21 protein-coding genes and 1 pseudogene are annotated in these 21,180 nt (G+C 61.9%); 10 read left to right on the top strand and 12 right to left on the bottom strand.

What is annotated here, in order from left to right; genetic code table 11:
• Window positions 1–59: 59 nt before the first annotated feature.
• From ACYQ47_RS12360 to ACYQ47_RS12325, 8 genes and pseudogenes are all read right to left on the bottom strand, one after another.
• Window positions 60–1,544, bottom strand: a pseudogene (locus ACYQ47_RS12360) (amidase).
• Between the two features lie 6 nt (window positions 1,545–1,550).
• Window positions 1,551–2,213 (bottom strand): GntR family transcriptional regulator, encoded by a 663-nt coding sequence (locus ACYQ47_RS12355; protein WP_250469624.1) that lies wholly within the window; start codon window positions 2,211–2,213, stop codon window positions 1,551–1,553.
• 23 nt (window positions 2,214–2,236) lie between these two features.
• Window positions 2,237–3,547 (bottom strand): amidase, encoded by a 1,311-nt coding sequence (locus ACYQ47_RS12350; RefSeq protein ID WP_459905534.1) that lies wholly within the window; start codon window positions 3,545–3,547, stop codon window positions 2,237–2,239.
• Between the two features lie 3 nt (window positions 3,548–3,550).
• The gene (locus ACYQ47_RS12345) at window positions 3,551–4,531 is read right to left on the bottom strand and encodes an ABC transporter substrate-binding protein (RefSeq protein WP_250511337.1); all 981 of its coding nucleotides are present in this window, start codon (window positions 4,529–4,531) and stop codon (window positions 3,551–3,553) included.
• Window positions 4,528–5,340 (bottom strand): ABC transporter permease, encoded by an 813-nt coding sequence (locus ACYQ47_RS12340; protein WP_244831665.1) that lies wholly within the window; start codon window positions 5,338–5,340, stop codon window positions 4,528–4,530. The genes ACYQ47_RS12345 and ACYQ47_RS12340 overlap by 4 nt, the downstream gene beginning before the upstream one ends.
• Window positions 5,333–6,187 carry an ABC transporter ATP-binding protein gene (locus tag ACYQ47_RS12335; RefSeq protein ID WP_459905533.1) on the bottom strand — a complete coding sequence of 285 codons (855 nt, stop codon included), beginning with the start codon at window positions 6,185–6,187 and terminating at the stop codon, window positions 5,333–5,335. Before ACYQ47_RS12335 ends, ACYQ47_RS12340 begins: the two co-directional genes overlap by 8 nt.
• Before the next feature lie 133 nt (window positions 6,188–6,320).
• Window positions 6,321–6,851: a DUF1003 domain-containing protein gene (locus ACYQ47_RS12330; protein WP_244831662.1), complete on the bottom strand. Its 531-nt coding sequence runs from the start codon at window positions 6,849–6,851 to the stop codon at window positions 6,321–6,323.
• Between the two features lie 38 nt (window positions 6,852–6,889).
• Complete coding sequence (locus tag ACYQ47_RS12325) at window positions 6,890–7,210, bottom strand: hypothetical protein (protein WP_459905935.1); 321 nt, start codon at window positions 7,208–7,210, stop codon at window positions 6,890–6,892.
• 234 nt (window positions 7,211–7,444) lie between these two features.
• Between ACYQ47_RS12325 and ACYQ47_RS12320 the strand changes: the two genes are divergently transcribed.
• The 3 genes from ACYQ47_RS12320 to ACYQ47_RS12310 all read left to right on the top strand — a co-directional run bounded on the left by ACYQ47_RS12320 (window position 7,445) and on the right by ACYQ47_RS12310 (window position 9,770).
• On the top strand, window positions 7,445–8,194 hold the full coding sequence (locus ACYQ47_RS12320; protein WP_459905532.1) for an SDR family NAD(P)-dependent oxidoreductase: 750 nt from the start codon (window positions 7,445–7,447) through the stop codon (window positions 8,192–8,194).
• Between the two features lie 97 nt (window positions 8,195–8,291).
• Window positions 8,292–9,179: a LysR family transcriptional regulator gene (locus tag ACYQ47_RS12315; RefSeq protein ID WP_459905531.1), complete on the top strand. Its 888-nt coding sequence runs from the start codon at window positions 8,292–8,294 to the stop codon at window positions 9,177–9,179.
• A 261-nt stretch (window positions 9,180–9,440) separates the two neighbouring features.
• Window positions 9,441–9,770, top strand: coding sequence for a YciI family protein (locus ACYQ47_RS12310; protein WP_244831655.1), 330 nt, complete (start codon window positions 9,441–9,443; stop codon window positions 9,768–9,770).
• Between the two features lie 231 nt (window positions 9,771–10,001).
• Here ACYQ47_RS12310 and ACYQ47_RS12305 read toward each other — a convergent pair whose 3' ends face one another.
• From ACYQ47_RS12305 to ACYQ47_RS12295, 3 genes are all read right to left on the bottom strand, one after another.
• On the bottom strand, window positions 10,002–11,483 hold the full coding sequence (locus ACYQ47_RS12305) for an FAD-dependent monooxygenase (RefSeq protein ID WP_459905530.1): 1,482 nt from the start codon (window positions 11,481–11,483) through the stop codon (window positions 10,002–10,004).
• A 317-nt stretch (window positions 11,484–11,800) separates the two neighbouring features.
• Window positions 11,801–12,172 (bottom strand): YciI family protein, encoded by a 372-nt coding sequence (locus tag ACYQ47_RS12300; protein WP_244831651.1) that lies wholly within the window; start codon window positions 12,170–12,172, stop codon window positions 11,801–11,803.
• 262 nt (window positions 12,173–12,434) lie between these two features.
• On the bottom strand, window positions 12,435–13,325 hold the full coding sequence (locus ACYQ47_RS12295; protein ID WP_459905529.1) for a LysR family transcriptional regulator: 891 nt from the start codon (window positions 13,323–13,325) through the stop codon (window positions 12,435–12,437).
• Window positions 13,326–13,441: 116 nt separating this feature from the next.
• Between ACYQ47_RS12295 and ACYQ47_RS12290 the strand changes: the two genes are divergently transcribed.
• The 7 genes from ACYQ47_RS12290 (at window position 13,442) to ACYQ47_RS12260 (ending at window position 20,103) form a co-directional block, all read left to right on the top strand.
• The gene (locus ACYQ47_RS12290) at window positions 13,442–14,320 is read left to right on the top strand and encodes an alpha/beta fold hydrolase (RefSeq protein ID WP_250511331.1); all 879 of its coding nucleotides are present in this window, start codon (window positions 13,442–13,444) and stop codon (window positions 14,318–14,320) included.
• A gap of 4 nt (window positions 14,321–14,324) precedes the next feature.
• Window positions 14,325–15,743 carry a 3-isopropylmalate dehydratase large subunit gene (gene leuC, locus ACYQ47_RS12285; protein ID WP_459905528.1) on the top strand — a complete coding sequence of 473 codons (1,419 nt, stop codon included), beginning with the start codon at window positions 14,325–14,327 and terminating at the stop codon, window positions 15,741–15,743.
• Window positions 15,740–16,354 carry a 3-isopropylmalate dehydratase small subunit gene (gene leuD / locus ACYQ47_RS12280; RefSeq protein ID WP_459905527.1) on the top strand — a complete coding sequence of 205 codons (615 nt, stop codon included), beginning with the start codon at window positions 15,740–15,742 and terminating at the stop codon, window positions 16,352–16,354. The genes leuC and leuD overlap by 4 nt, the downstream gene beginning before the upstream one ends.
• 136 nt (window positions 16,355–16,490) lie before the next feature.
• A complete protein-coding gene (locus ACYQ47_RS12275) occupies window positions 16,491–17,510 on the top strand; it encodes an alcohol dehydrogenase (protein WP_459905526.1) in 1,020 nt (339 codons plus the stop codon).
• A gap of 153 nt (window positions 17,511–17,663) precedes the next feature.
• Window positions 17,664–18,719: a Rieske 2Fe-2S domain-containing protein gene (locus ACYQ47_RS12270; protein WP_459905525.1), complete on the top strand. Its 1,056-nt coding sequence runs from the start codon at window positions 17,664–17,666 to the stop codon at window positions 18,717–18,719.
• A 26-nt stretch (window positions 18,720–18,745) separates the two neighbouring features.
• Window positions 18,746–18,916, top strand: coding sequence for a rubredoxin (locus ACYQ47_RS12265; protein ID WP_250494852.1), 171 nt, complete (start codon window positions 18,746–18,748; stop codon window positions 18,914–18,916).
• Complete coding sequence (locus tag ACYQ47_RS12260; RefSeq protein ID WP_459905524.1) at window positions 18,913–20,103, top strand: NAD(P)/FAD-dependent oxidoreductase; 1,191 nt, start codon at window positions 18,913–18,915, stop codon at window positions 20,101–20,103. The genes ACYQ47_RS12265 and ACYQ47_RS12260 overlap by 4 nt, the downstream gene beginning before the upstream one ends.
• A 128-nt stretch (window positions 20,104–20,231) precedes the next feature.
• Here the strand turns inward: ACYQ47_RS12260 and ACYQ47_RS12255 are convergent, their stop codons facing one another.
• Window positions 20,232–21,167: a LysR family transcriptional regulator gene (locus ACYQ47_RS12255; protein ID WP_244831633.1), complete on the bottom strand. Its 936-nt coding sequence runs from the start codon at window positions 21,165–21,167 to the stop codon at window positions 20,232–20,234.
• Window positions 21,168–21,180 lie beyond the last annotated feature (13 nt).

The following is a 21,180-nucleotide window of genomic DNA, read 5'->3' as shown; positions in this document are numbered from 1 at the left end:
CGCGAATGGGAAGAACCTGCAGTCTAGACGACGCTTCGCGAATCGCCCACACCTTCCCTTCAGACGATGACAGGCGGATGCGTCACGATCGACTTCAGTTGCGGCACCGGCGCGCGCAAGGCGCTCAAGTCGGGCGTCGGGCGCTCAAGCGATTCGTCCCCGGCAAACGCGGTTTCGAGTGCTTCGGCGATATCGAGCACGCGCGCGTCGCCACGCAGCGCGCCGACCAGTTGCAGACCGAAGGGCATGCCCGCGTGATCCATTCCGCAAGGCAACGAGAGCGCGGGATTGGTCATCATCGAGATGACGTATGTGAGTCCGAGCCAGCGATAGTACGTGTCGAGCGGCCGGCCGTTGATCGCTTCCAGATGCCATTGCGACCATGGAAATGGCGTAATGGAAGTGGTCGGCGACACGATCACGTCATACCGTTGCACATGTTCCTGAAAGCGCCGGTACAAACGGGTCTGCGTGACGTGCGCGCCCACGACATCGGCGAGCGTCATCTTCACGCCCATTTCGTAGTTCGCGCGCGTGTTCGGGCCGAGCAGCGACCGATCGCGCTCATAGGCTTCGCGAAACTGCGCGACGAAGTTCTGCGCGCGGATCACGTCGAAGCAGCGGTCGCTGTCACGCATGTCGATATCGACCGGCTCGCACACCGCGACATGCCGCGCGACGGCTGCCATTTTCTTGCGAAAGGTGGCGCGCGTGGCGTCGTCGAGCGCGCAGGTGCCGAAGTCCTCCGTGAAGCCGATGCGCAACGTAGCGGCATCGATTGGACGATGCTTCGTGAAGGTATCGGCATCGACTTCGTAGGAAAGCGGATCGCGCGCATCGAAGCCCGCTTGCGCGGCGAGCAACAGACGCGTGTCGGCGACGGTACGCGCCATTGGTCCACTGACGGTGATGGGCGCCCAGCCCAGGTCCTTGCGATCGCCAGGCACGAGCCCCGGCGATGGCCGAAAGCCCACGACGCCGCAATACGCGGCCGGAATGCGCAACGAGCCGCCGGTGTCCGAGCCCGTGCACAGCGGCAACATGCCGGTGGCAAGCGCAACTGCCGACCCGCCCGACGATCCTCCCGCGTTGAGCAACGGCGCGAAGGGGTTGCCGGTTGCGCCTCACACGACGTTGCGCGTGTTCGCGCCCGCGCCCATTTCCGGCGTATTGGTCTTGGCCGTGACGATGGCGCCTGCCGCGCGAATGCGCGCGACCATGGCGTTGTCGGCCTCGGGCACGTGGTCGCGATACATCGCCGAGCCATATGTCGTGAGCACGCCCGCGGTCTCTTCGAGGTCTTTCACGCCGATGGGCAGACCATGCAGCAAGCCCGGCGCTTCGCCGCGCATGAGCGCGTGTTCCGCGTGCCGTGCCTCGATGCGTGCGCGCTCGAAGCATGTCGCGGCCATCGCATTGACCGAAGGGTTGAGGGCCTCGATACGCGCAATGCTCGCATCGAGTAATTCCACCGGCGAGATTTCGCGAGTGGCGATGAGCCTGCGTGCATCGACAGCGGAAAGAGAAGCGAGCGTGTCATCCATGATCGATCAGGCCGCCGCTTGGGCGAAAGATTGTTCGACGCACGCGGCTATGGCATTGCGCGTGTTTTCGAGGTGCGCGCGTGTCTGTTCGTGCACGGCGCGGCCATCGCGCGCGCGGTAGGCATGCAGCAAGCCCGCATGCTCGTGATTGTTGCTGTCCATGATATCGCCCTTGACGTACATCGACAGCGACACATAAGGCCGTGCGACGAGCGACAACCCTTCGACCAGATCGAAAAGGCGCGTGCCGGTTTCGCTCGCCATCAGATGCTGATGGAACTCTTCGTTGAGAATGGCCCAGGTCTCGGAAGAGGTCGTCGCGCACATCGTCTGATGCACGGCTTCGGCGGCGGCAAGACTCGTTTCGCTTGCGTTGGCGCAGGCACGTTCGGCGAGCATCGGTTCGAGCACCATGCGCAGTTCGTAGATCTCGGTGACATCGGCGGCAGTGAGTTCACGCGTGACGACACCCTTGTTCGGATCGATAGCGACGAGCCCTTCGGCGCGCAAGTCGCGAAACGCCTCGCGCACAGGCGTCGTGCTGACGTTGAGCCGCTTGGCCACTTCTTCCTGGCGAAGCCGCGTGTTCGGCGGATAAATACCCTGCAAGATTTCCGCGCGCAGCGTGCCGAGAACATATTGCGCGATGGTGCGAAATGGCTGGCTCAACGTCGTCTCCTTGATTTGTGTGTTCAGTCGGGCAGCGCGCGTCGCTCGAACCCGAGCATGCCTTCGACCCATGCAGCGATGCGGAGCAGCTTCAGATCGTCGCCATATCCGCCGACGAGTTGCAAGCCGAGCGGCAAGCCAGCGTCGGTCCAACCGGACGGCACCGTGACGGCGGGCGCACCCATCAAACTCCACGGCGCGCAGAAGCGTGCGTCGCCCGTATCGCCCAGACCTTCGGGCGCCGCGCCGCTCGATGGCAAGGTCACGAGCGCGTCGCAACCTTCGAGCAATTGCTGCGAACGCACGCGCAGTCCGGCTTGCAACAGCAACGCGTCCTGATAGCGTGTGAGCGACATGGCGGCACCCTCGGCAAGCAATGCGCGCATGTGCTCGCTGATCAGTTCGGGCTTGCGCGCGGCCGCGTCGCCAATAGCGCGATGCGCTTCGATCGCGAGTATCGTCAGCGTGGCTTCGCGCATCTGTTGCAGGTCCGCGCCGTAGTCCAGTTCGACGATACGCGCGCCGCCTTCGCGCAGACGTTGCAGCGATGCCTCGAAGCTCGCGCGTTGATGCGGCGCGATCAGTTGGTCCCAGAATGGCGTGCGTACGACGCCAAGCCGGGGCGCTCCGTTGCCGCCATCGAAATAGGCGCGCCAGGAGGCTTTATCGGCGATGGTCTCGGGCGCGGCATCGACGAAAAGGGCATGGGCTACCGCGACATCTTCCGCCGAGCGCGCGAAGAAGCCGATGTGATCGAGCGAAGCAGCAAGCGGATGCACGCCTTCGGTCGCGATCTTGCGATACGTGGGCTTGTAGCCGACCACGCCGCAATAAGCAGCCGGACGAATGACCGAGCCGACCGTCTGCGTGCCGATGGCAAGCGGCACGATGCCCGCTGCCACCGCCGCCGCCGAGCCGCTCGACGAACCGCCCGGCGTATGCGCGCGGTTCCACGGATTGACCGTCGCGGCGGGACCGCGCCAGGCGAACTCCGTCGTCGCGGTCTTGCCGAAGACGATGCCGCCGAGCGCGCGAATGGAAGCGACGATGCGCGCGTCATGAACCGGCCGATGGCCGCTGTAAATCGCCGAACCATAGGACGTGGGCATGTCGTGCGTATCGGCGAGATCCTTCACGCCGATTGGCACGCCCGCAAGCGGGGCCGTTACGGCATCGCGCACGCTGTAGACATCCGGACGATGCACGAAGGCGCGCAGCCACGGATCGAGCAAGTCGGCGCGCGCCTGCGCCTCTTGCAAGGTGGCGCGCACCGCCGCTTCGTCGTGGCGATTGGCGAAGAGAGTCGCGAGCAATGAGCGAGGCTGATCGGTCATCGCTTACTTGGCCTTTACCGAAGCAGCCGCGAACGAGTTGTCGACGCCGCCCGCATAGGTAATCGCGCCGGGCTTGATGTTGCCGATGGATTCCTGCAACGCGAGCGCGTTCTTGAACGCCTGTTCCGATATTTCAGGCGTGGGTGCGTAGATGTTCTGATCGATCAGACGCTGTACCGCCGAATCCACGATCTTCGGGTCGAGCGACGGGAACTCCGTGCGCGCCACGGCCTTGGCCGTATCGTGCGATTGCTGAATCAGCGCTTCGGCTTCGCCTATCGACTTCACGAAGGCCTCCACCATCTTCGGCTTGTTCTTGATCGTGGACGTAAGCGTGTCGATGGTCGAGAACGCATAGCCGCCCGGATAAGCCTTCGGAAACGCATACACGATGCGATAGCCTTGCGAGATGCCGGTTTCCGCTTGCGGCATGTACAGCGCGGCCGCTTCCGAACGTCCCGCCGTGACAGGCGCGAGTTCCGTGCCGATCTGCACGGTATTCATCTTCACGTCGGCAAGCTTTTCGTCGTTGATGAGCCGTTGCAGCAGGTACGTGCTCGTAGAAGGCGGCAAGGCCGTGGCGACGCTCTTGCCGTTCAAGTCCTTCAGATTCCTGACCGGCGAATCCTGCGGCGCGATCACCCACACCGGCACGCCGGCCACGACGTTGGCCACGTTGATGAGCGACGCGCCCTTTAGGTTTGCAAGCATCGCGGTCATCGGGTCTTGCAACGAGAAGTCCGCGTGACCGCCGATCACCGCCGCCACGCCCGCTGCACCGCTACCCGCCGTGATTTTCTGCACGGTGAGGCCGTTCTTCGTGAAGATGCCCTTGTCGATGGCGACATAGAGCGGCAAGTATTGAATCGACTGGAATGCCTGATAGACGACGACCGGTTCGGACGATTGCGCCTGTGCGCCTTGCAATCCAAAGACGGCCATGCAGGCAGCCGCGACACCCGTGAGCAGAACGTTTTTCTTCATTTTCTCTTCCATGAAATGATCTTTGCTTCAGCAAATTGAACGATCCAGCTAAGAACCGATGCCATCAAGGTCAGCACGATGATGCCGAGCCAGACGGTGTTCAGATCGAAGAGCGAGCCCGCGACGAACACGGCGTGCCCGAGCCCCGCCTGCGACGCGATGTACTCGCCGACCACGGCGCCGATCAGCGCGAAGCCGATGTTCACGCGCAGTGTCGAGAAGATCCACGGCAACGCGCTCGGCACGATGAGCTTCATGAAGATCATCGAGCGCCGCGCCTTGAACGAGCGGAAGAGGTTGAGCAAATCGCGATCGACTTCGCGCGCGGCGGCGCATGAAGAGATCATCGCGACGGCGAAAGTGGAGATCGCCGCGAGCCAGATTTTCGACGACGCGTCCGAGCCGAACCAGATGACGATGAGCGGCCCGAGCGCGATCTTCGGAATGCTGTTGAGGATGACCGAGAGGCCTTCGGCGACGCCGGAGATCGCGGGCAGGAACCACAGCAGCAAACCGAGCCCGATGCCAAGCGCACTGCCTATGGCAAGACCCGCGAGCGTCTCGTAGAGCGTGACCCAGGTATCGGATGCGAGCGTGCCTTGCGACAGCCCGAACACGGCGGCGTCGTAGATGCCGGCGGGTGAGCCGAGCAGCTTGCCGTTGATCCAGCCCGAGGCGACGGCGAATTGCCACAACGCCACCAGCAACACGACGATGCCGATCACGGCGCCAGTCGTGCCGAGCTTGCGCGGCGCGCGGCGCGTGGTCTTTCCGGGCGTGACGGTGGTGGACAGCACGGCTTCACTCATGTGCGGCTCCTTGTGGTGTACGTGAGTCGGATTGCACGGTGGCGCCGCTGCGCAAGCCGTTCCAGACGCGCGCGTGATAGGCGCGGAACTCGGGCGCTTCGCGCGCGGAGACGGCGGTGCGCGGGCCGTGCGTGCTCAGCGTGATGTCGATTTCGTCCTGCACGCGTGCGGGGCGCCCGCCGAGCAGGATCACGCGGTCGCTCATGGCAATGGCTTCCTCGATGTCGTGCGTGACGAGCACCACGCTCGTGCCGGTTTGCTCGCGCAGCGCGATGATGTCGTCTTCGAGCGCGAGGCGCGTCTCGTAGTCGAGCGCGGAGAAGGGCTCGTCGAGCAATACGAGCGTCGGCTCGACGAGCAGCGTGCGAGTGCGCGCCACGCGTTGACGCATGCCGCCCGACAGCGAATGCGGATATGCGTCGGCGACGCTTGCAAGACCGTAGCGCGCGAGCATGTCGCGAGCGCGAGTCACGTCGTCGGGCCGCACCTTGCGATACAGTTCGACGCCGAGCAGCGCGTTTTGCAGCACGGTGCGCCACGGCATCATCAGGTCTTTTTGCAGCATATAAGCGATGCGTCCGGGCGAGCCGTCGGCGCGCGCGCCTATCGTTACGTGGCCGGATTGCGGCGTCAGCAGGCCGGAAACCAGGTTGAAGAGCGTGCTCTTGCCCGCGCCGCTGCGCCCGACGATAGACACGATCTCGCCTTCGCGCACGGCGAAGTCCAGGCGGTCGAAGATGGTGGTGCTCACGCCGTCGGCGGTCTGGAATGCGTGACTCAACTGGCGCACGTGCAGCCGGTTCGCGTCGGGCGACGCCGCACGCGCGGGTGCTTCGGTGGGGTTCATCTTCAATCCTCGCGAGTCGTCGGTTATTGCGATGCACAACACATAATGCACAATCAAAAATGACGGTAGGGGTTTGTCAAAATTGACGAGCGTGTGAAAAGCAGGCAGACGAACGCGCGGGAATCGGGTTGCTTCAGAAGTGCCGGGTTGGTGTCAGATGCTCGTGAAGCTCGCGCGTCAACGTTTCGATGCGCTCGGCCAACTGGCGCGTAAGCTCGGTGAGTTCGGTGTTGCGTCGAAGGAGTTCGGCCATCTGCGACGTCTCGCGCGCAAGCTCGGTTTCACGTTGCTGGCACGCGAGCGCGATATCTTCGCGATGATGCGCGTCGGCTTCAGCGAGCGCCTTGTCGCGATCGGCCTGACGCGTTTGCGCAAGCAAGATGAGCGGCGCGGCATAAGCGGCCTGCAAGCTGAACGCGAGGTTCAGGAGAATGAACGGATACGGATCGAAGCGCGATATGCCGAGCATGTTCGCCACGATCCAGCCGCCCACGATCAGCGTCTGCGCGATGAGAAACGTGGGCGTGCCGAAGAAGCGCGCGAAGGCTTCGGCCTTCAATGCGAACCAGTCGTTGCCGAACACGCTCGACAGATGCGCGTGGGGTGCGTGAAAGCGCAGAGGATGCCTTGCTTCCTCGGGCGCGGGTTCGGTTGCGTGAGCCATGTTTCCTTGCAAATGGGTTGGTGCAGGCGCTTGCCGTATCAACTGCCGTTATCCGACCAGCCGATGCTGACGATGGGGAAAATATCCGTCGGCGTACGGACGATCGCGACCGAGCCGAGAATGACAAGCAGCACGGCGAGCACGATGTAAGTGTGCGGTCTTTTCAAGGCGAGTCGGACGATCCGCATGACGGTTTCCAATGGTTTCGAGTGACGCACTGGCGCGCCGGCGTGCGGTTGGGTTGAATGGAGCTTAGGGCTTTCGAAGGCGGCAATTTCCGTAAGGCGCACGGTCGTTGCCGATTCGCACGGTGGTCGCGCGTTGGAGGTTTTTGTGAGCGGCGGTCGGCTGCTTTCCATGCGCTCGTGTTCGATCGGCCCCGATGCGCGGGCGGAAACCGTCGAGATTCGTCCAACTCAAAACATAGGCCCTTGCCGTCCTTCGAGTCTTCCTGAACCTCATGCCTGCGCGGCATACGTGCTATGCCGCCGCCCCCTCTGTTCATCCATGCCCGCCAACTCCATTCTCTTGCCTCGGCTTGTCGCGAAGCTAGCTTTGCGTCGAGCACCATCCACGTCATGCGGAGAATCATCATGGGTAAGCTTCAAGGCAAGATTGCGGTCATCACGGGCGGAAGTAGCGGGATTGGACTCGCAACCGCAAAGCGGTTCGTCGCGGAAGGCGCGTATGTCTTCATTACGGGGCGTCGTCAAACTGAACTCGACAAGGCGAAGGCTGTCATCGGCTCGAACGTAACGGCTGTTCAAGGCGACATCTCGAGTCTTGAAGATCTCGACCGCCTCTACGAGACGGTGCGACGCGCGAAAGGCGGCTTGGACATCGTCGTCGCGAGTGCGGGGTTTGTCGAGGTGTTGCCAACAGAGTCCGTGACACCCGAACACTTCGACAAGACCTTCGGCATCAACGCACGGGGCACGTTCTTCACGGTGCAAAAGGCGCTGCCGCTGCTGCGCGATAACAGCTCCATCGTCATCGTTTCTTCCGGGATGCACATCAAGGGATTCCCGGACTTCGGCGTATATGCCGCAACGAAGGCGGCGATCCGCTCGTTCACGCGGACTTGGGCATCGGAATTCAAAGGCCGCGGCATTCGTGTCAACACGCTGAGTCCGGGAATGATCGAAACGCCGATCGTAGACGGCCTGTTCAGTTCGAAGGAAGAGGCGGACGGCGCACGAGCAATGTTCAAGCAGATCACGCCACTGGGCCGAATCGGCCGCGCTGACGAGATGGCCGCGGCGGCGCTGTTCCTCGCCTCGGACGAAAGCAGCTACAGCACAGGCATCGATCTGATCGCGGACGGAGGAATCACCCAGCTATAAACTGCATGCCATAAGCCGTGCTGATGCCTTGCGTTTCCCGTTCGTCCCGCCGCGCTCGTATCGTAGGAGGAAAGTTCCAGTGGATCGAATCGATGTCATGCGGCTCTTCATCCGTGTTGCCGACACTGGCAACTTCTCGAAGGCGGCGCGTGCGGCCGGGATCAGTCAGCCAACGGCAAGCAAGACGATTGCGGGTCTCGAAGCACGGCTCGGCGCGCAACTGTTGCGCCGAAGCTCGCGAGGCCTGGGCCTGACAGAGGCGGGCCAAAGCTTCTACGAAGGTGCGGTTGCGATCGTCGAGAGCGTGGACGATGTCGAGGCTCGCGTCGGCAGTGGCGAAGCGTCGCCGTCCGGCATGGTGCGGGTTGCCCTGTCTCCAGCCTTTGGGCGTATGTGCATTGTTCCGCACCTGCCGCGCTTTTGCGCTCAGTTCCCGGACGTCCGCGTCGAGTTCACGGTTGCGCAGCGCTACATCAATCTGATTGAAGAAGGCATCGACGTCGCCATACGAATTGGTCCGCTGAGCGACTCGACTCAAATTGCGCGTCGAATTGGCAGCACCGAGTACCTTACTGTCGCTTCGCCGGCTTATACCGAACGCATGGGCGTGCCAAAGACGGTAGATGATCTCGTCAATCACGAATGCATTGCTCTGATGTCTCGCGACTCTCCGCGAGTCTGGCCGTTTGCCGGCCCCGACGGCACGAAGGAACACGTGCCGCAAGGTCCAGTAAGAAGCAACGACGCCGAATATGTCCGAGCGGCGGTAATTGCGGGCTTGGGCATTGGGCATAACGCGGGCTGGCTTTATTCGCGGGACGTCGAGGAGGGCAGGCTCGTACCGCTTCTCAAGGCATTTCGGCCCGCGCCTTTTCCGATCAACGCAGTGTGGCCCGGAAGCAGGCAGTTGCCTGGCAGGACCCGCGTTTTCATCGAATTTTTAGCGGACCTGTTCGCCGCCGATCCCCGGTTGAAGGTTCGATAACTCTCGTGTGGATAGCGCAAGCGACGCTATTCGGAGACTGAATACGTCCTATGCCAACACGCCCTCTACCGAAAGCGTCCGCGCGAGACTATCTTTGATTTCAAGCCGCCGCGAAAGAATATACGGCGACAGGCAGAAGTCGGAGTCGAGGCGTCATTCGCCGAACTCCTCCCCTTCAGGCACTTTTCGATGACTTGCTCCGGCAACGCATCACGTCTTAGTGACAAGTGCTCTTTCGAATAGCCTTCCCAGGAGTAGAAAATGGTCGATGAAAATGGTCCTCATTATTTCGTGGCGTTTCAAACGCCGGGTCCGAAGTGGATTCAAAGCGTGAAGTACAACGAGCAACCGGACTTCATGAAACACGTGGCTTATATGGCCGAGATGCAGGACAAAGGGCTGACCGTGATGAGCGGTCCGTTCATGGAGAAAGCCGGTGGTCTTTCCGGTGTTTTGGCGGACGGCGGCATGACGATTTTCAAGGCTGCTGATCTTGCGGATGCCCGAAAAATAGCAACCGATGATCCGACAGTACAGTCGGGCATGCTCAACGTCGATGTAAAAATGCTCTGGGTTCCGTTCCACGATTAGCCAACGCATTTAGCGATGCTGCCGGGCGAGCGTTGATTCGGCGTGCTTGGTGAGCAGTAACACGGTATGAGGCGGTGAATGACTGATTCGCAGCCTTTGCGAGAAGCCGGCGTTTTCGTGCAGTGTTCAGCGAACGGCTGTCAAGCAACATGCAGCCAGCTTGCCGCCACCACTCGCGGCAAGCCGTTCAATGCTGGAGAATGCTTCTCCCCCGATCAAGCGACGAATGGATCAGGCAGGAACGCCATGCCGTGCCGTCAAACGATCGAGATACGCGGCTATCGTATCTGCTTCACTAGCCGAGCAGGCGAGATATCCATCGGGCCGCACGAGCGAGATCGTGTCGGCTTGCAATGGTGGTCGGACGTTGTCGTCGAGCAGGCCCGGATAGGCGTTGATCAACTGCTTCACTGCCGCAGTCGGCGCCGCGAACAGCGCGAACACCGGCCGCACGCCTGATCCTGCTGGTGCGTGGTCGGACGTCGGCGCAACGCGTTCGCCAGGCTTCATCCCATGCACGGATGGGCCGTTGAGCGGGCTATGCGGATAGTGGACCGTCACTTCCGACATGGTTTGAGCAACGCCACGGGTGAAATGCGAGAAGCCCAAGGCAAAGTGCCCGGCAAGGTTACGCAAACGCTGTGCAATCGGGTTGCGAAGCGTGGCGACCGATGTCAGTCGTTCCGCGGCTTTCAGTACCTCGTCGCCAACCGCGCTGCGCTCCGGGCTGTAGGTGTCGAGGAGCGACTCATCCGCTTCGTTGCGCAGCACGAGTGCAAGTTTCCAGGCAAGGTTGATCGCATCCTGCATGCCGGTGTTCATGCCTTGACCGCCAGCGGGACTGTGAATATGCGCTGCGTCCCCCGCAAGGAACGTGTGGCCGTGTCGATAGCCCGTCACCTTGCGACCGTTGATGCGAAAGCCGGACAACCATACGGGATCGTGGAGTTTGGTACCGGCCGGGCCGCGCCGGTCTACGAGCTGCTGCACCTGTGCGAGCGTTGGCGTCGGTGAAACCTTATCCGCCGTCGCCGGCAAGTCGCCGATGACGCGGTAACGGCTAGCCTGGATGGGAAAAATCAGCAAGACGCCATCCTTATGCCAGTGGACAGAAGCGTCCGTGTCAGGGCGCGGATACCCCGTCATGTGAACGTCAGCAAGGAACCAATCGCTCAGCAGCGTTTCCCCCTCGAAAGGCACGTTCAAGGCGTGTCTTACGATGCTGTGCGCGCCATCGCAACCAAGCAGCCAGTCAGCACGCACGGCCTCTTCGCGGCCGTCCGGATGGCGCAACACCGCATCCGCGCCGCAGGCATCGGGCGTGATCATCGTTACTTCGACGCCGCGCTCGATAAATACGCCTTGGCTCGCCAGACGCTCCTCCAGCAAACGCTCGGTCTCGGATTGCGGCAGTGCCAGCGCATAGTTGTGCGTGCTGGGGATCATGTCCATTGCAACCCGACCGACCACCTCGTCCCGCGCCATGAAGACGACGCCGTCGATCTTGAATCCTGCGTTCACGAACGGCGCGGCGCCGCCGTCGCCCCGGTCGAGCAGTTCGAGCGTCCTGCTCCAAAGCACCATGGCTTTGGATTTATCGGTACGGTGCGGCGCCTTGTCTACGATGCGCGCGTGGACACCGTAGCGGGCGAGTTCGGAGGCGAGCGTCATGCCGACTGGACCGGCGCCAACGATCAGAACGGAAGCAGTCATATACGTCCTCTCAAAGCAAAGAATTGAGCGATTCAGTCGCAGTCTTCAAGAAAGGCGCCGTGGCGCGAGTACAAGCATGACGTCCATGTCCGCGCCTTGTCGATCGTCCGCTATCGGTCGGGGAGCAACGGCAGGCTCCGCGCGCTGAGACCAAGAGTGCGGTGACGAAAGAGCAGTCATTGCAACGCTTACGGCAGCCTCGAGAAAACCTGAAGATGAACGAAAGTTTGACTTATATGGAAAACGTTTTTTCCCGGTCTTTGTCTGCGGTAAGGGTCACGGCATTGCGGAGCAATAGCGCCGCGCAGCAGTTCAACTCATGGTGCCAGATAAAAATCCAGGGGAATAAGCTCGACGGCCCATCCGCCTTCTTCGCCCAATGTCGCGGCCGGATGCATGGACGCGATGCGCACCGCCTCGTCAGGACTATCTGCCTCGATGATGAACATGCCGCCCACGACTTCCTTCGCTTCGGTGTAAGGCCCGTCGGTAACGCGTGTCGTGCCACCAAGTGGGCGAAGCGTCTTCCAGTTTTCCAGATCGCCGAGTGAGGCGGAAACCACGACCTTGCCGGTGGCACGCATCTTCTCGTCCAATGCCGGGCATTGACTCACTAGCGCCTTGATTTCGTCTGGTGTCATTGCGGCGAACTTTTCGGGGGTGAAGTAGGCGAGGCCGAGGTATTTCATGGCAAATCCTTTTGATGAGGTTCACTGACGACGAATTTGTTGAGCGGAAATCGACAACGGCGGTGTGCCAATTGCGCTCAGTCAAACCCGCTTTACCGATGAGCAAGTCCAGATGCGGTCAACAAAGCCAAGGTTCGCATCGATCGAATGACGGGGCAACCGGCCCTGGCCAGCGGGCCGATACGAATTCGGGACCCAAATTCCAAGCCGCTCTAAATCATTTGGCCGGAAGATGTGCCGCTACGGTAAGCTCAAACGACTATCACGCCCCGCGCAAATACTCCCCCAAAAATTCCACGAACGTCCTGAGCTTGACCGAAAGCTGATTGCGTTCGAGATAAATGGCGTGAATGTTCGCGTCCGGCAAAGCCCATTCATCGAGCAGGGAAACGAGCTCACGGCGCGCAAGATGTTCGTCTATCTCCCATTGCGAGCGCGTCGCGATGCCGCGACCGTCCAGCGCCCACTGCAACACCGCGCTGCCGTCGTTGCTTGATAACGAGCCATCGACCTTGACCGTCTCCGTGCGCTTGCCGCGCGAGAAATGCCACGTGCCGTAAGCCGACTCGTTTTCGCGCAACACGATGCACACGTGACGCGCGAGGTCATGCGGCGCCGATGGTCGGCCATGCCGCGCGACGTAAGCCGGCGATGCACACAAGATGCGCCGATTCGCCAGCAGCAGACGCGCGTTGATGCGCGCGTCCGGCACTTCGCCGAAGCGGATGCCGACATCGAAACCTTCTTCCTGAAGACTCACCGGACGGTCCGTCAGATGCAGGACGATCTTCATCGCCGGATAGCGCGCAATGAACTCCGACACCGCAGGCGCTATACGCGCCCGCCCGAATCCGAACGACGCGTTCACACGCAGAAGACCAGTCGGTTCGCCGCGACTTTGCGTGACGAGCTGTTCGAGTTCCGAGAGCTCATCGAGAATGCGCGAGCCGTTCGACAGGTACAACTCGCCCTCGGGCGTGAGGCTCAGACGCCGCGTCGTGCGATTCATCAGGCGCACGCCCAGACGCCGCTCCAGTTGCGCGAGCCGCTTGCTCACGGCTGGCGGCGTCACACCCAACTCGCGCGCCGCCGCAGCCAGATTGCGATGCCGCGCCACAAGCGCAAACAGGTTGAGGTCAGAAAAGCCATCCATCTCGCGTCGCTCCAAATCTGCCTGATTCGTTCCTGCCGGTTACGACCGAAATGCTTTCGAGGAAACCCAATCTCTTAAGGCATCAATTAGACTCGAATCAACGTTGGGAGACAACCATGTTCGAAGGCTTCAATGAGCTATCGATTTCCATCGATGGCATCAGGATTCACGCGATCAGGGGCGGCCAAGGCCCCGCGTTGCTGCTACTGCACGGGCATCCGCAGACGCACGCGATTTGGCACGAAGTGGCGCCGGCACTCGCCGAGCATTTCACGGTGATCGCCGCCGACTTGCGCGGCTATGGCGACAGCGACAAACCCGCAGGCGCGCCCGATCACTCGAATTATTCGAAGCGCCGCATGGCGCTCGATCAGGTCGGGCTGATGCGCGCATTGGGCCATGCGTCGTTCGCGGTCATCGGACATGACCGTGGCGGGCGTGTCGCGGCTCGCATGGCGCTGGATCATCCGGCTGTCGTGACGCGTCTGGTCACGCTCGACGTGGCGCCGACGCTCGCCATGTACGAACAGACCTCGTTCGATTTCGCGCGTGCCTACTGGCACTGGTTCATGCTCGTGCGACCCGCGCCATTTCCGGAAACGCTCATTCGCGCGGACCCGGACCTTTATCTCAGGCAGACCATCGGCGCGCGCAGCGCGGGTCTCGCGCCGTTCACGGCAGAGGCTTACGCCGAGTATCTGCGCTGCTTGTCCGATCCCGCCACGGCGCATGGCATTTGCGAGGACTATCGCGCGAGCGTGAGCATCGACCTCGAACATGATCGCGCGACGCTGGCTTCGAACGAGCGAATTGAATGCCCATTCATGGCGCTATGGGGTGAGGAGGGTGTCATCGAACAATGCTTCGATCCGCTGCGCGAATGGCGTGCTTATGCGCCGCAAGTCGAGGGCGAGGCGCTGCCTTGCGGTCACTACATTCCCGAGGAAGCGCCGGCGATCTTGCTCGAGCACGTCCTGCCCTTTCTGACGAACTAACGCCATGTCGAACCGAACCCTGTACCAAAAGCTCGTCGAATCTCACCTCGTCTCGCGTATCGACGAACAGAACGTGCTGCTCTATGTCGATCTGCATCTGATGAACGAGTACACCAGTCCGCAAGCGTTCAGCGCGCTCGATGCGCGTGGCCGCGCGGTGCGACGCCCGCATCAGCAGCTTGCGGTCGTGAGCCACATCATTCCGACGCACGCCGAGTCGCCGCGCGTGATTCGCGATGAAGCGTCGTATTTGCAGGCGCAAAATCTCGCGCGCAATTGCGAGCGCGCGGGCATCCGGCTTCTCGCGGCCAATGATCCCTTGCAGGGTATCGAACACATCGTGGCGCCGGAACTCGGGCTCATTCGTCCGGGCATGGTCGTGTTGTGCGGTGACAGTCACACCACGACATACGGCGCGCTTGGCGCGTTGGGCTTTGGAATTGGCACATCGGAAGTGGAGCATGTGCTCGCCACGCAGACGCTCGTCTATCGGCTGGCGAAAACCATGCGCATCGATATCGATGGCGCGCTGCCTTACGGCACGTCGTCCAAGGACGTGGTGATCTGGATCATCAGCCAGATCGGCGCACAAGGCGCGCGTGGCTATGCTGTCGAGTTCGGTGGATCGACCATTGCGTCGCTGTCGGCCGAGGCGCGCATGACCTTGTGCAACATGACCGTCGAGGCGGGCGCGCGCGCCGCGCTCATCGCGCCGGATCGGACCACGTTCGACTATGTGCGCGCCCATGCAAAATCACTCGATGACGCCGCCTGGCAAGCCGCACTCGCGGACTGGCGCGAACTCTACTCCGACGCAGATGCGACCTTCGATGCCGAATATCGCTTCGACGCGCATGCCATCGCACCTTTTGTCACATGGGGCACGAGTCCGGATCAGGCCGTCGCGATAGACGAGCCCATTCCCGACGAAGCCGCGCAGGCCACCCCCGAAGCGGCGGCATCGTTGCGACGTGCGCTCGATTACATGGGGCTCACGGCGAGCCGTTCGTTGGCGGGAACGCGGATCGACCGTGTGTTTATCGGCTCGTGCACGAATGGGCGTATCGAAGACCTGCGCGTGGTGGCGAACATCGTGCGCGGCAAGCGCGTGGCGCCCGGCGTGCGCGCGATGATCGTGCCGGGTTCGGGCAGCGTGCGACGCGCGGCGGAGCGCGAAGGTCTGGCGAAGACGCTGATCGATGCGGGTTTCGAATGGCGCGAGCCTGGCTGCTCGATGTGCCTTGCCATGAACGACGATGTGCTGGACGCGGGCGAGCGTTGCGCATCGACCACCAACCGCAACTTCGAAGGTCGACAGGGACGTGGCGGCCGCACGCATCTGATGAGCCCGGCAATGGCGGCCGCGGCCGCGATGACCGGCTGTATCACCGACGTTCGAACGCTCATGGGAGAGGCATCATGACGCGACTGACGAAGATTGCAGGCAGCGCGGCGCCGTTGTCCATCGACAACCTGGATACCGACCAGATCATGCCGAAGCAGTTTCTGCGCATTATCGACAAGGCGGGTCTAGCGGATGGTTTGCTGTACGACTTGCGTTTCGATGAAAACGGCGCGCCGCGTGGGGATTGCGTGCTCAATCGGGTGGAGTTTGCAAAGCCGCGCATTCTGATTGGCGGCGCGAATTTCGGATGTGGTTCCAGCCGGGAGCATGCGGTGTGGGGTTTGCAGCAATATGGTTTTGCTGCGGTGATTGCGCCGAGTTTCGCGGAGATTTTCTATTCGAACGCGATGAATAACCGCTTGCTGCTCGTGCAACTGGAACGCGATGTCGTCGATATGCTTGCGCGTGAAGTGACCGAGACGCCGGGTGCTGTTATTTCCATCGATCTGGAAGGGCAGACGGTGGTGTCGGCATCGGGTAAGCGATATGCGTATTCCATCGGCGCGCGTCATAAACGCATGGTGATGGAGGGAATGGATACGGTCGATTTGACGCTTCAGTCGCTGGCGCAGATCGAAGCGTTCGAGACGGCGCATTTTGGACGACGGGGATGGGCGCGGGTGATGTGAATTCATGAAGCGCGCTTTAGCAACCTCTTTCCTGAACTTTCCCCCAACTACGTATAGCATCCCCATTGCAGTGCCGAACAGCATGCACGCGGCTCGCCCAACGCCGCGAAGTTCCTCTCACACCAAGGAGCAAACGATGCCAACGATGCACGCAGTGCAAGTAGCGAAAGCCGGCGGTCCGCTCGAACTCGTGGAGCGCGACATACCCGATCCGCCCGAAGGACACGTGCTCATCAAAGTGCAAGCCTGTGGCATCTGCCACAGCGATTCCCTCACGAAAGAAGGCCAATGGCCGGGTCTCGAGTTTCCGCGCGTACCCGGTCACGAAATTGCAGGCGTCATCGAGAAACTCGGTGCGAACGTCGAGGGATGGCAGGCCGGGCAGCGGGTCGGCGTCGGTTGGCATGGCGGGCATTGCGGGCATTGCGAAAATTGCCGTCACGGCGACTTCGTGCTTTGCAAGAACGCGCTCGTTCCCGGTATCAGCTACGACGGCGGTTACGCGGAATACATGGTGGCGCCGCAGGAAGCACTCGCGCGCATGCCCGACGATCTCTCCGATATCGACGCCGCGCCGCTTCTCTGCGCCGGCATTACGACGTTCAACGCGCTGCGCAATAGCGGCACCCGCGCGGGCGATGTCGCGGCGATCCTCGGCATCGGCGGACTCGGGCATCTCGGCGTGCAGTTCGCGCGCAAGATGGGCTTCGTCACGGTCGCCATCGCGCGCGGCAAGGACAAGGAACCGCTCGCGAAGCAACTCGGCGCGCATCACTATATCGACAGCGAATCGCAAAACGTCGGCGAAGCGCTGCAAGCACTCGGCGGCGCACGCGTAATTCTCGCCACCGCCACGAGCGGCAAGGCGATGAGCGCGGCTATCGGCGGGCTCGGCATCAACGGCAAGCTGATCATGGTCGGCATCTCGCAAGAGCCCGTGGAAGTGCCCGTCGCGCAGTTCATCATGGGTCGCAACTCGGTGCAAGGCTGGCCGTCCGGCACGGCGGCGGACTCGCAGGAAACGCTCGCGTTCAGCGCCTTGTCGGGCGTGAAGCCGATGACCGAAGAGTACCCGCTCTCGCGCGCGGCCGAAGCCTACGACCGCATGATGAGCGGCAAGGCGCGCTTCAGAGTAGTGCTCATTCCAGGCAAGTGACCTCCGCCGAAGCATCGTTTCATTGACCAACGAACATAGAGTCAATGTCGCCCGAACCATTGGGCGACATGTAGCGCGTCGCTATCGTAGTGTTCATGCGGTCGAATCCATCCCGGCCGCTTCAACACGATCCAGTTCCTTGGAGACACGAAAATGGCGACCCCCACCGTCGCGCCGCTGACGTTTCAGCGCGCGCCCAATCTTCCACGCAATTGCACTTTCGATCCGCACGACTGGCAAATCCTCAGCCAGTACTGGCATCCGGTCGCGTTTGCTTCGCAGGTCGCGGACAAACCGTTGAGCGTCACGCTGCTCGATGAGCCGCTCGTCGTGTTTCGTGCGAACGATGCACTCGTCGCCGCGCGCGATGTGTGTCCGCATCGCGGCGCGCCGCTGAGTCAAGGCTGGGTCGAGAACGGCCATCTCGTGTGTCCTTATCACGGCCTCGAATACGGTGCGGACGGCAAGTGCAAGCATATTCCGTCGCAGGAAGGCGGCACCATTCCCGACCGTCTGCGCCTGACCACTTACGCGGTGCAGGAAGCCTATGGCCTGATCTGGGTGTCGCTCGGCGGTGGAGAGCAAGCGCTGCCCGATTTCCCCGCATGGAACAGCGAAGGATTCCAGCAGATCTTGCCGCCTTCGATCGACATCAAGGCATCCGCGGGACGTCAGACGGAAGGCTTCATCGATGTCGCGCATTTCGCGTGGATTCATCATCGCAGCTTCGCGGACCGGCGCAATCCCGTGGTGCCGAGCTACACGGTCCAGCGGCGCGGCAACGGCATGCGCGCGGAGTATGTCAGCACCGTCAGCAACTTTCCGAAGTCGATGCAGCATCGTGCGCCCGAAGGCTTCTTGTGGCGCCGTATCTTCGAAGTGGATGTGCCGTTCTTTGCACGTCTCACTGTGCTCTTTCCCGAAGGCGGCCGGCTCTCGATTCTCAACGCCGCGAGCCCGGTATCCGCGCGTCTGACGCGTCTGTTCGTGCCGATTGCGCGCAACTTCGACAAGGATCTGCCGCTCGATGACGTCTACGAGTTCAATCGCCAGGTGTTCGAGGAAGATCGCGCGATCGTCGAATTGCAATGTCCCGAAGATCTGCCGATAGACCGCGCCGCCGAAGCGCCGATTCTCGCGGATCGTTCCTCGGGCGCATATCGCCGCGCGCTAGCCGAGATCGGTCTCGGTCAGGCGTACGTCCGCTGATCGCCATGGCGAATACGGAGAGCATCATGAAAATCTGGGAATGCGTGATCTGCGGCTTTCGCTATGACGAAACGCTGGGCTTGCCGGAAGCGGGTCTTGCCGCCGGCACGCGCTGGGAAGACGTGCCGGACGACTGGCTCTGTCCCGATTGCGGAACGGGCAAGCAGGACTTCGAGATGCAGGAGGTGTCGGCATGAGTCACGATATGGATCTACCGGTCATTATCGTGGGAACGGGGCTCGCCGGTTATACGGTGGCGCGGGAGTTGCGCAAGCTCGACTCGCAAGTGCCCATCACGCTCATCAGCGAGGACGACGGCAGCTTTTATTCGAAGCCGACGCTTTCCAACGCGCTTGCCATGAACAAGGCGCCGCACGCGCTCGTCACTTTCGATGCGCGCGCCATGGGCACGCAGCTGAACGCGAGCATTTTGTCGCACAGCAAGGTGGAGCGCATTCTCGCGGATACGCACGAACTCATCGTCGATGGACAATCTTTTCGTTACGGCAAGCTCGTGCTCGCATTGGGCGCGGATGCGCGGCGCATTCCGCTCGCGGGCGATAGCGCAGGCGACGTGCTGTCGGTGAACTCGCTCGACGACTACGTGCGCTTCAGAAAGCGGCTCGAAGGCGCGCAGTCGGTCGCGCTGCTCGGCGCGGGCCTGATCGGCTGCGAGTTCGCCAACGATCTCGCGCTCGCGAATTACAAGGTCACGCTGATCGATCCCGCGGCCACGCCGCTGTCACGGCTGCTGCCCGAACGCGCGGGTCATGCGTTTGCACAAGCGCTCGAACGACATGGCGTACGGCTGCGTCTCGGGCGTTCGGTGGCAACGGTGAATCGCGCAGAACGCGGCTACGCGCTCACGCTTTCCGATGGCGAGGCAATCGATGCCGACGTCGTGTTATCGGCGATAGGTCTCGCGCCGCGCACGCAGCTCGCGGAACAAGCGGGCATCGCGATAGAAGGCGGCATACGTACGGACGCCTATTGCCGCACGAGTGCGGCCGATATTTACGCACTCGGCGATTGCGCGGCTATCGAAGGAAAAGTGCAGCCGTATGTGTTGCCGATCATGCACGCAGCACGCGCGCTTGCCCGCACGCTCGCGGGCGAGGCAACGCGCGTCGCGTTTCCGATCATGCCGGTGACGGTTAAAGCGCCCGCATCTCCAACGGTAGTCGTGCTGCCCGACGAAACCGGAACATGGCGCTATGCAAGCAACGTATCCGACGAATCGCTCGACGGTCTGCACGCGCTTTGCGAACATGCCGCCGATGGCCGGCCACTCGGATTCGCCTTGCTGGGTTCGGCCACGCAAGCCAAGGCCGCGCTTCTCAAGGCGATGACATCGGGCAGTTTCGAGTCCGCTCTACAACGATAACGACGCAGCTTGCCTCTGACCGACCAGCGTCGCGCTTGCCGGTGGCTTGAAGAACCTGTCACTTCGATGCCGCACGGTAGACGTTTCGACGCCGCAGCCAAAAGCTTGCGGCGTCGTTTTTCATGGTGCTATGCATCGGGCGTGACCGCGAGCTTGCGCGCAACGTTCGTGACGAGGCGGCGAAGCCATCGCGTGGCCGCGCTGCGATGCGTTCTCTCATGCCATAACTGGTAATACGTGAGTGCGGGCGTTGCGCCGGGAATCGGCTCCATCTTCAAAGGCAAGAGGCGCGCGTAGTGGGAAGCGAGCGCGCGCGTCGTCGTGAAGATAAGGTCCGAGCGCACGAGCACATAGGGCGCCATGCCGAAGTAAGGCAGCGTGGTCGTGACCGTGCGCGTAAGACCGTTGCGCGCGAGTTCCGTATCGATGGTGCCCCACGCGGTCGTGTTGTAGGTCGTGACAGCGAGATGCTCGGCTTTCTCGAAGGCGTCCTTCGTGAGTTCGCCCGGCTTGACCGGATGATCCGCGCGCATCAGGCAAACCAGTTCGTCCTGACACAGCGGTTGCAGATGCAGATGCGCGGGCGGCGTGCGCCAGTTGCCGATCACGAGATCGAGCAAGCCTGTTTCGAGGCCGTTTTCGTAGCCGCCATCGACCATCATGAGGTGCTTGAATTCGAGCTTCGCGGATGGCGCGGCTTGATGGAACGCGTCGATCACGGCGGGCACGAAGAACACATCGAGATAATCCGGCGAGCCGATTCGAAACGTGCAGTTGCTCGACGCCGGATCGAATTCGGTGTTGGGATGAAGGATCGCGTCGATATGACTGAGCGCCTGCGCGGCAGGCTCGATCAGCGTGAGCGCATGACTCGTCGGCACCATGCGGCTGCCGCTGCGCACCAGAAGCGGATCACCCGTCATTTCACGCAGCCTGCGCAGCGCAATGCTCACAGTCGGCTGCGATTGCCCGAGCAGCTTGGCGGCGCCCGAGACGCTCGACTCCGTGAGGAGCGTATGCAGAACGCGGATCATATGGGAGTCGATGCTTTCCCTGGACATCATGCGGCGTCACCTT

It is taken from the genome of Caballeronia sp. HLA56 (assembly GCF_054655155.1).
This window is presented reverse-complemented; position numbering and strand designations above follow the sequence as displayed.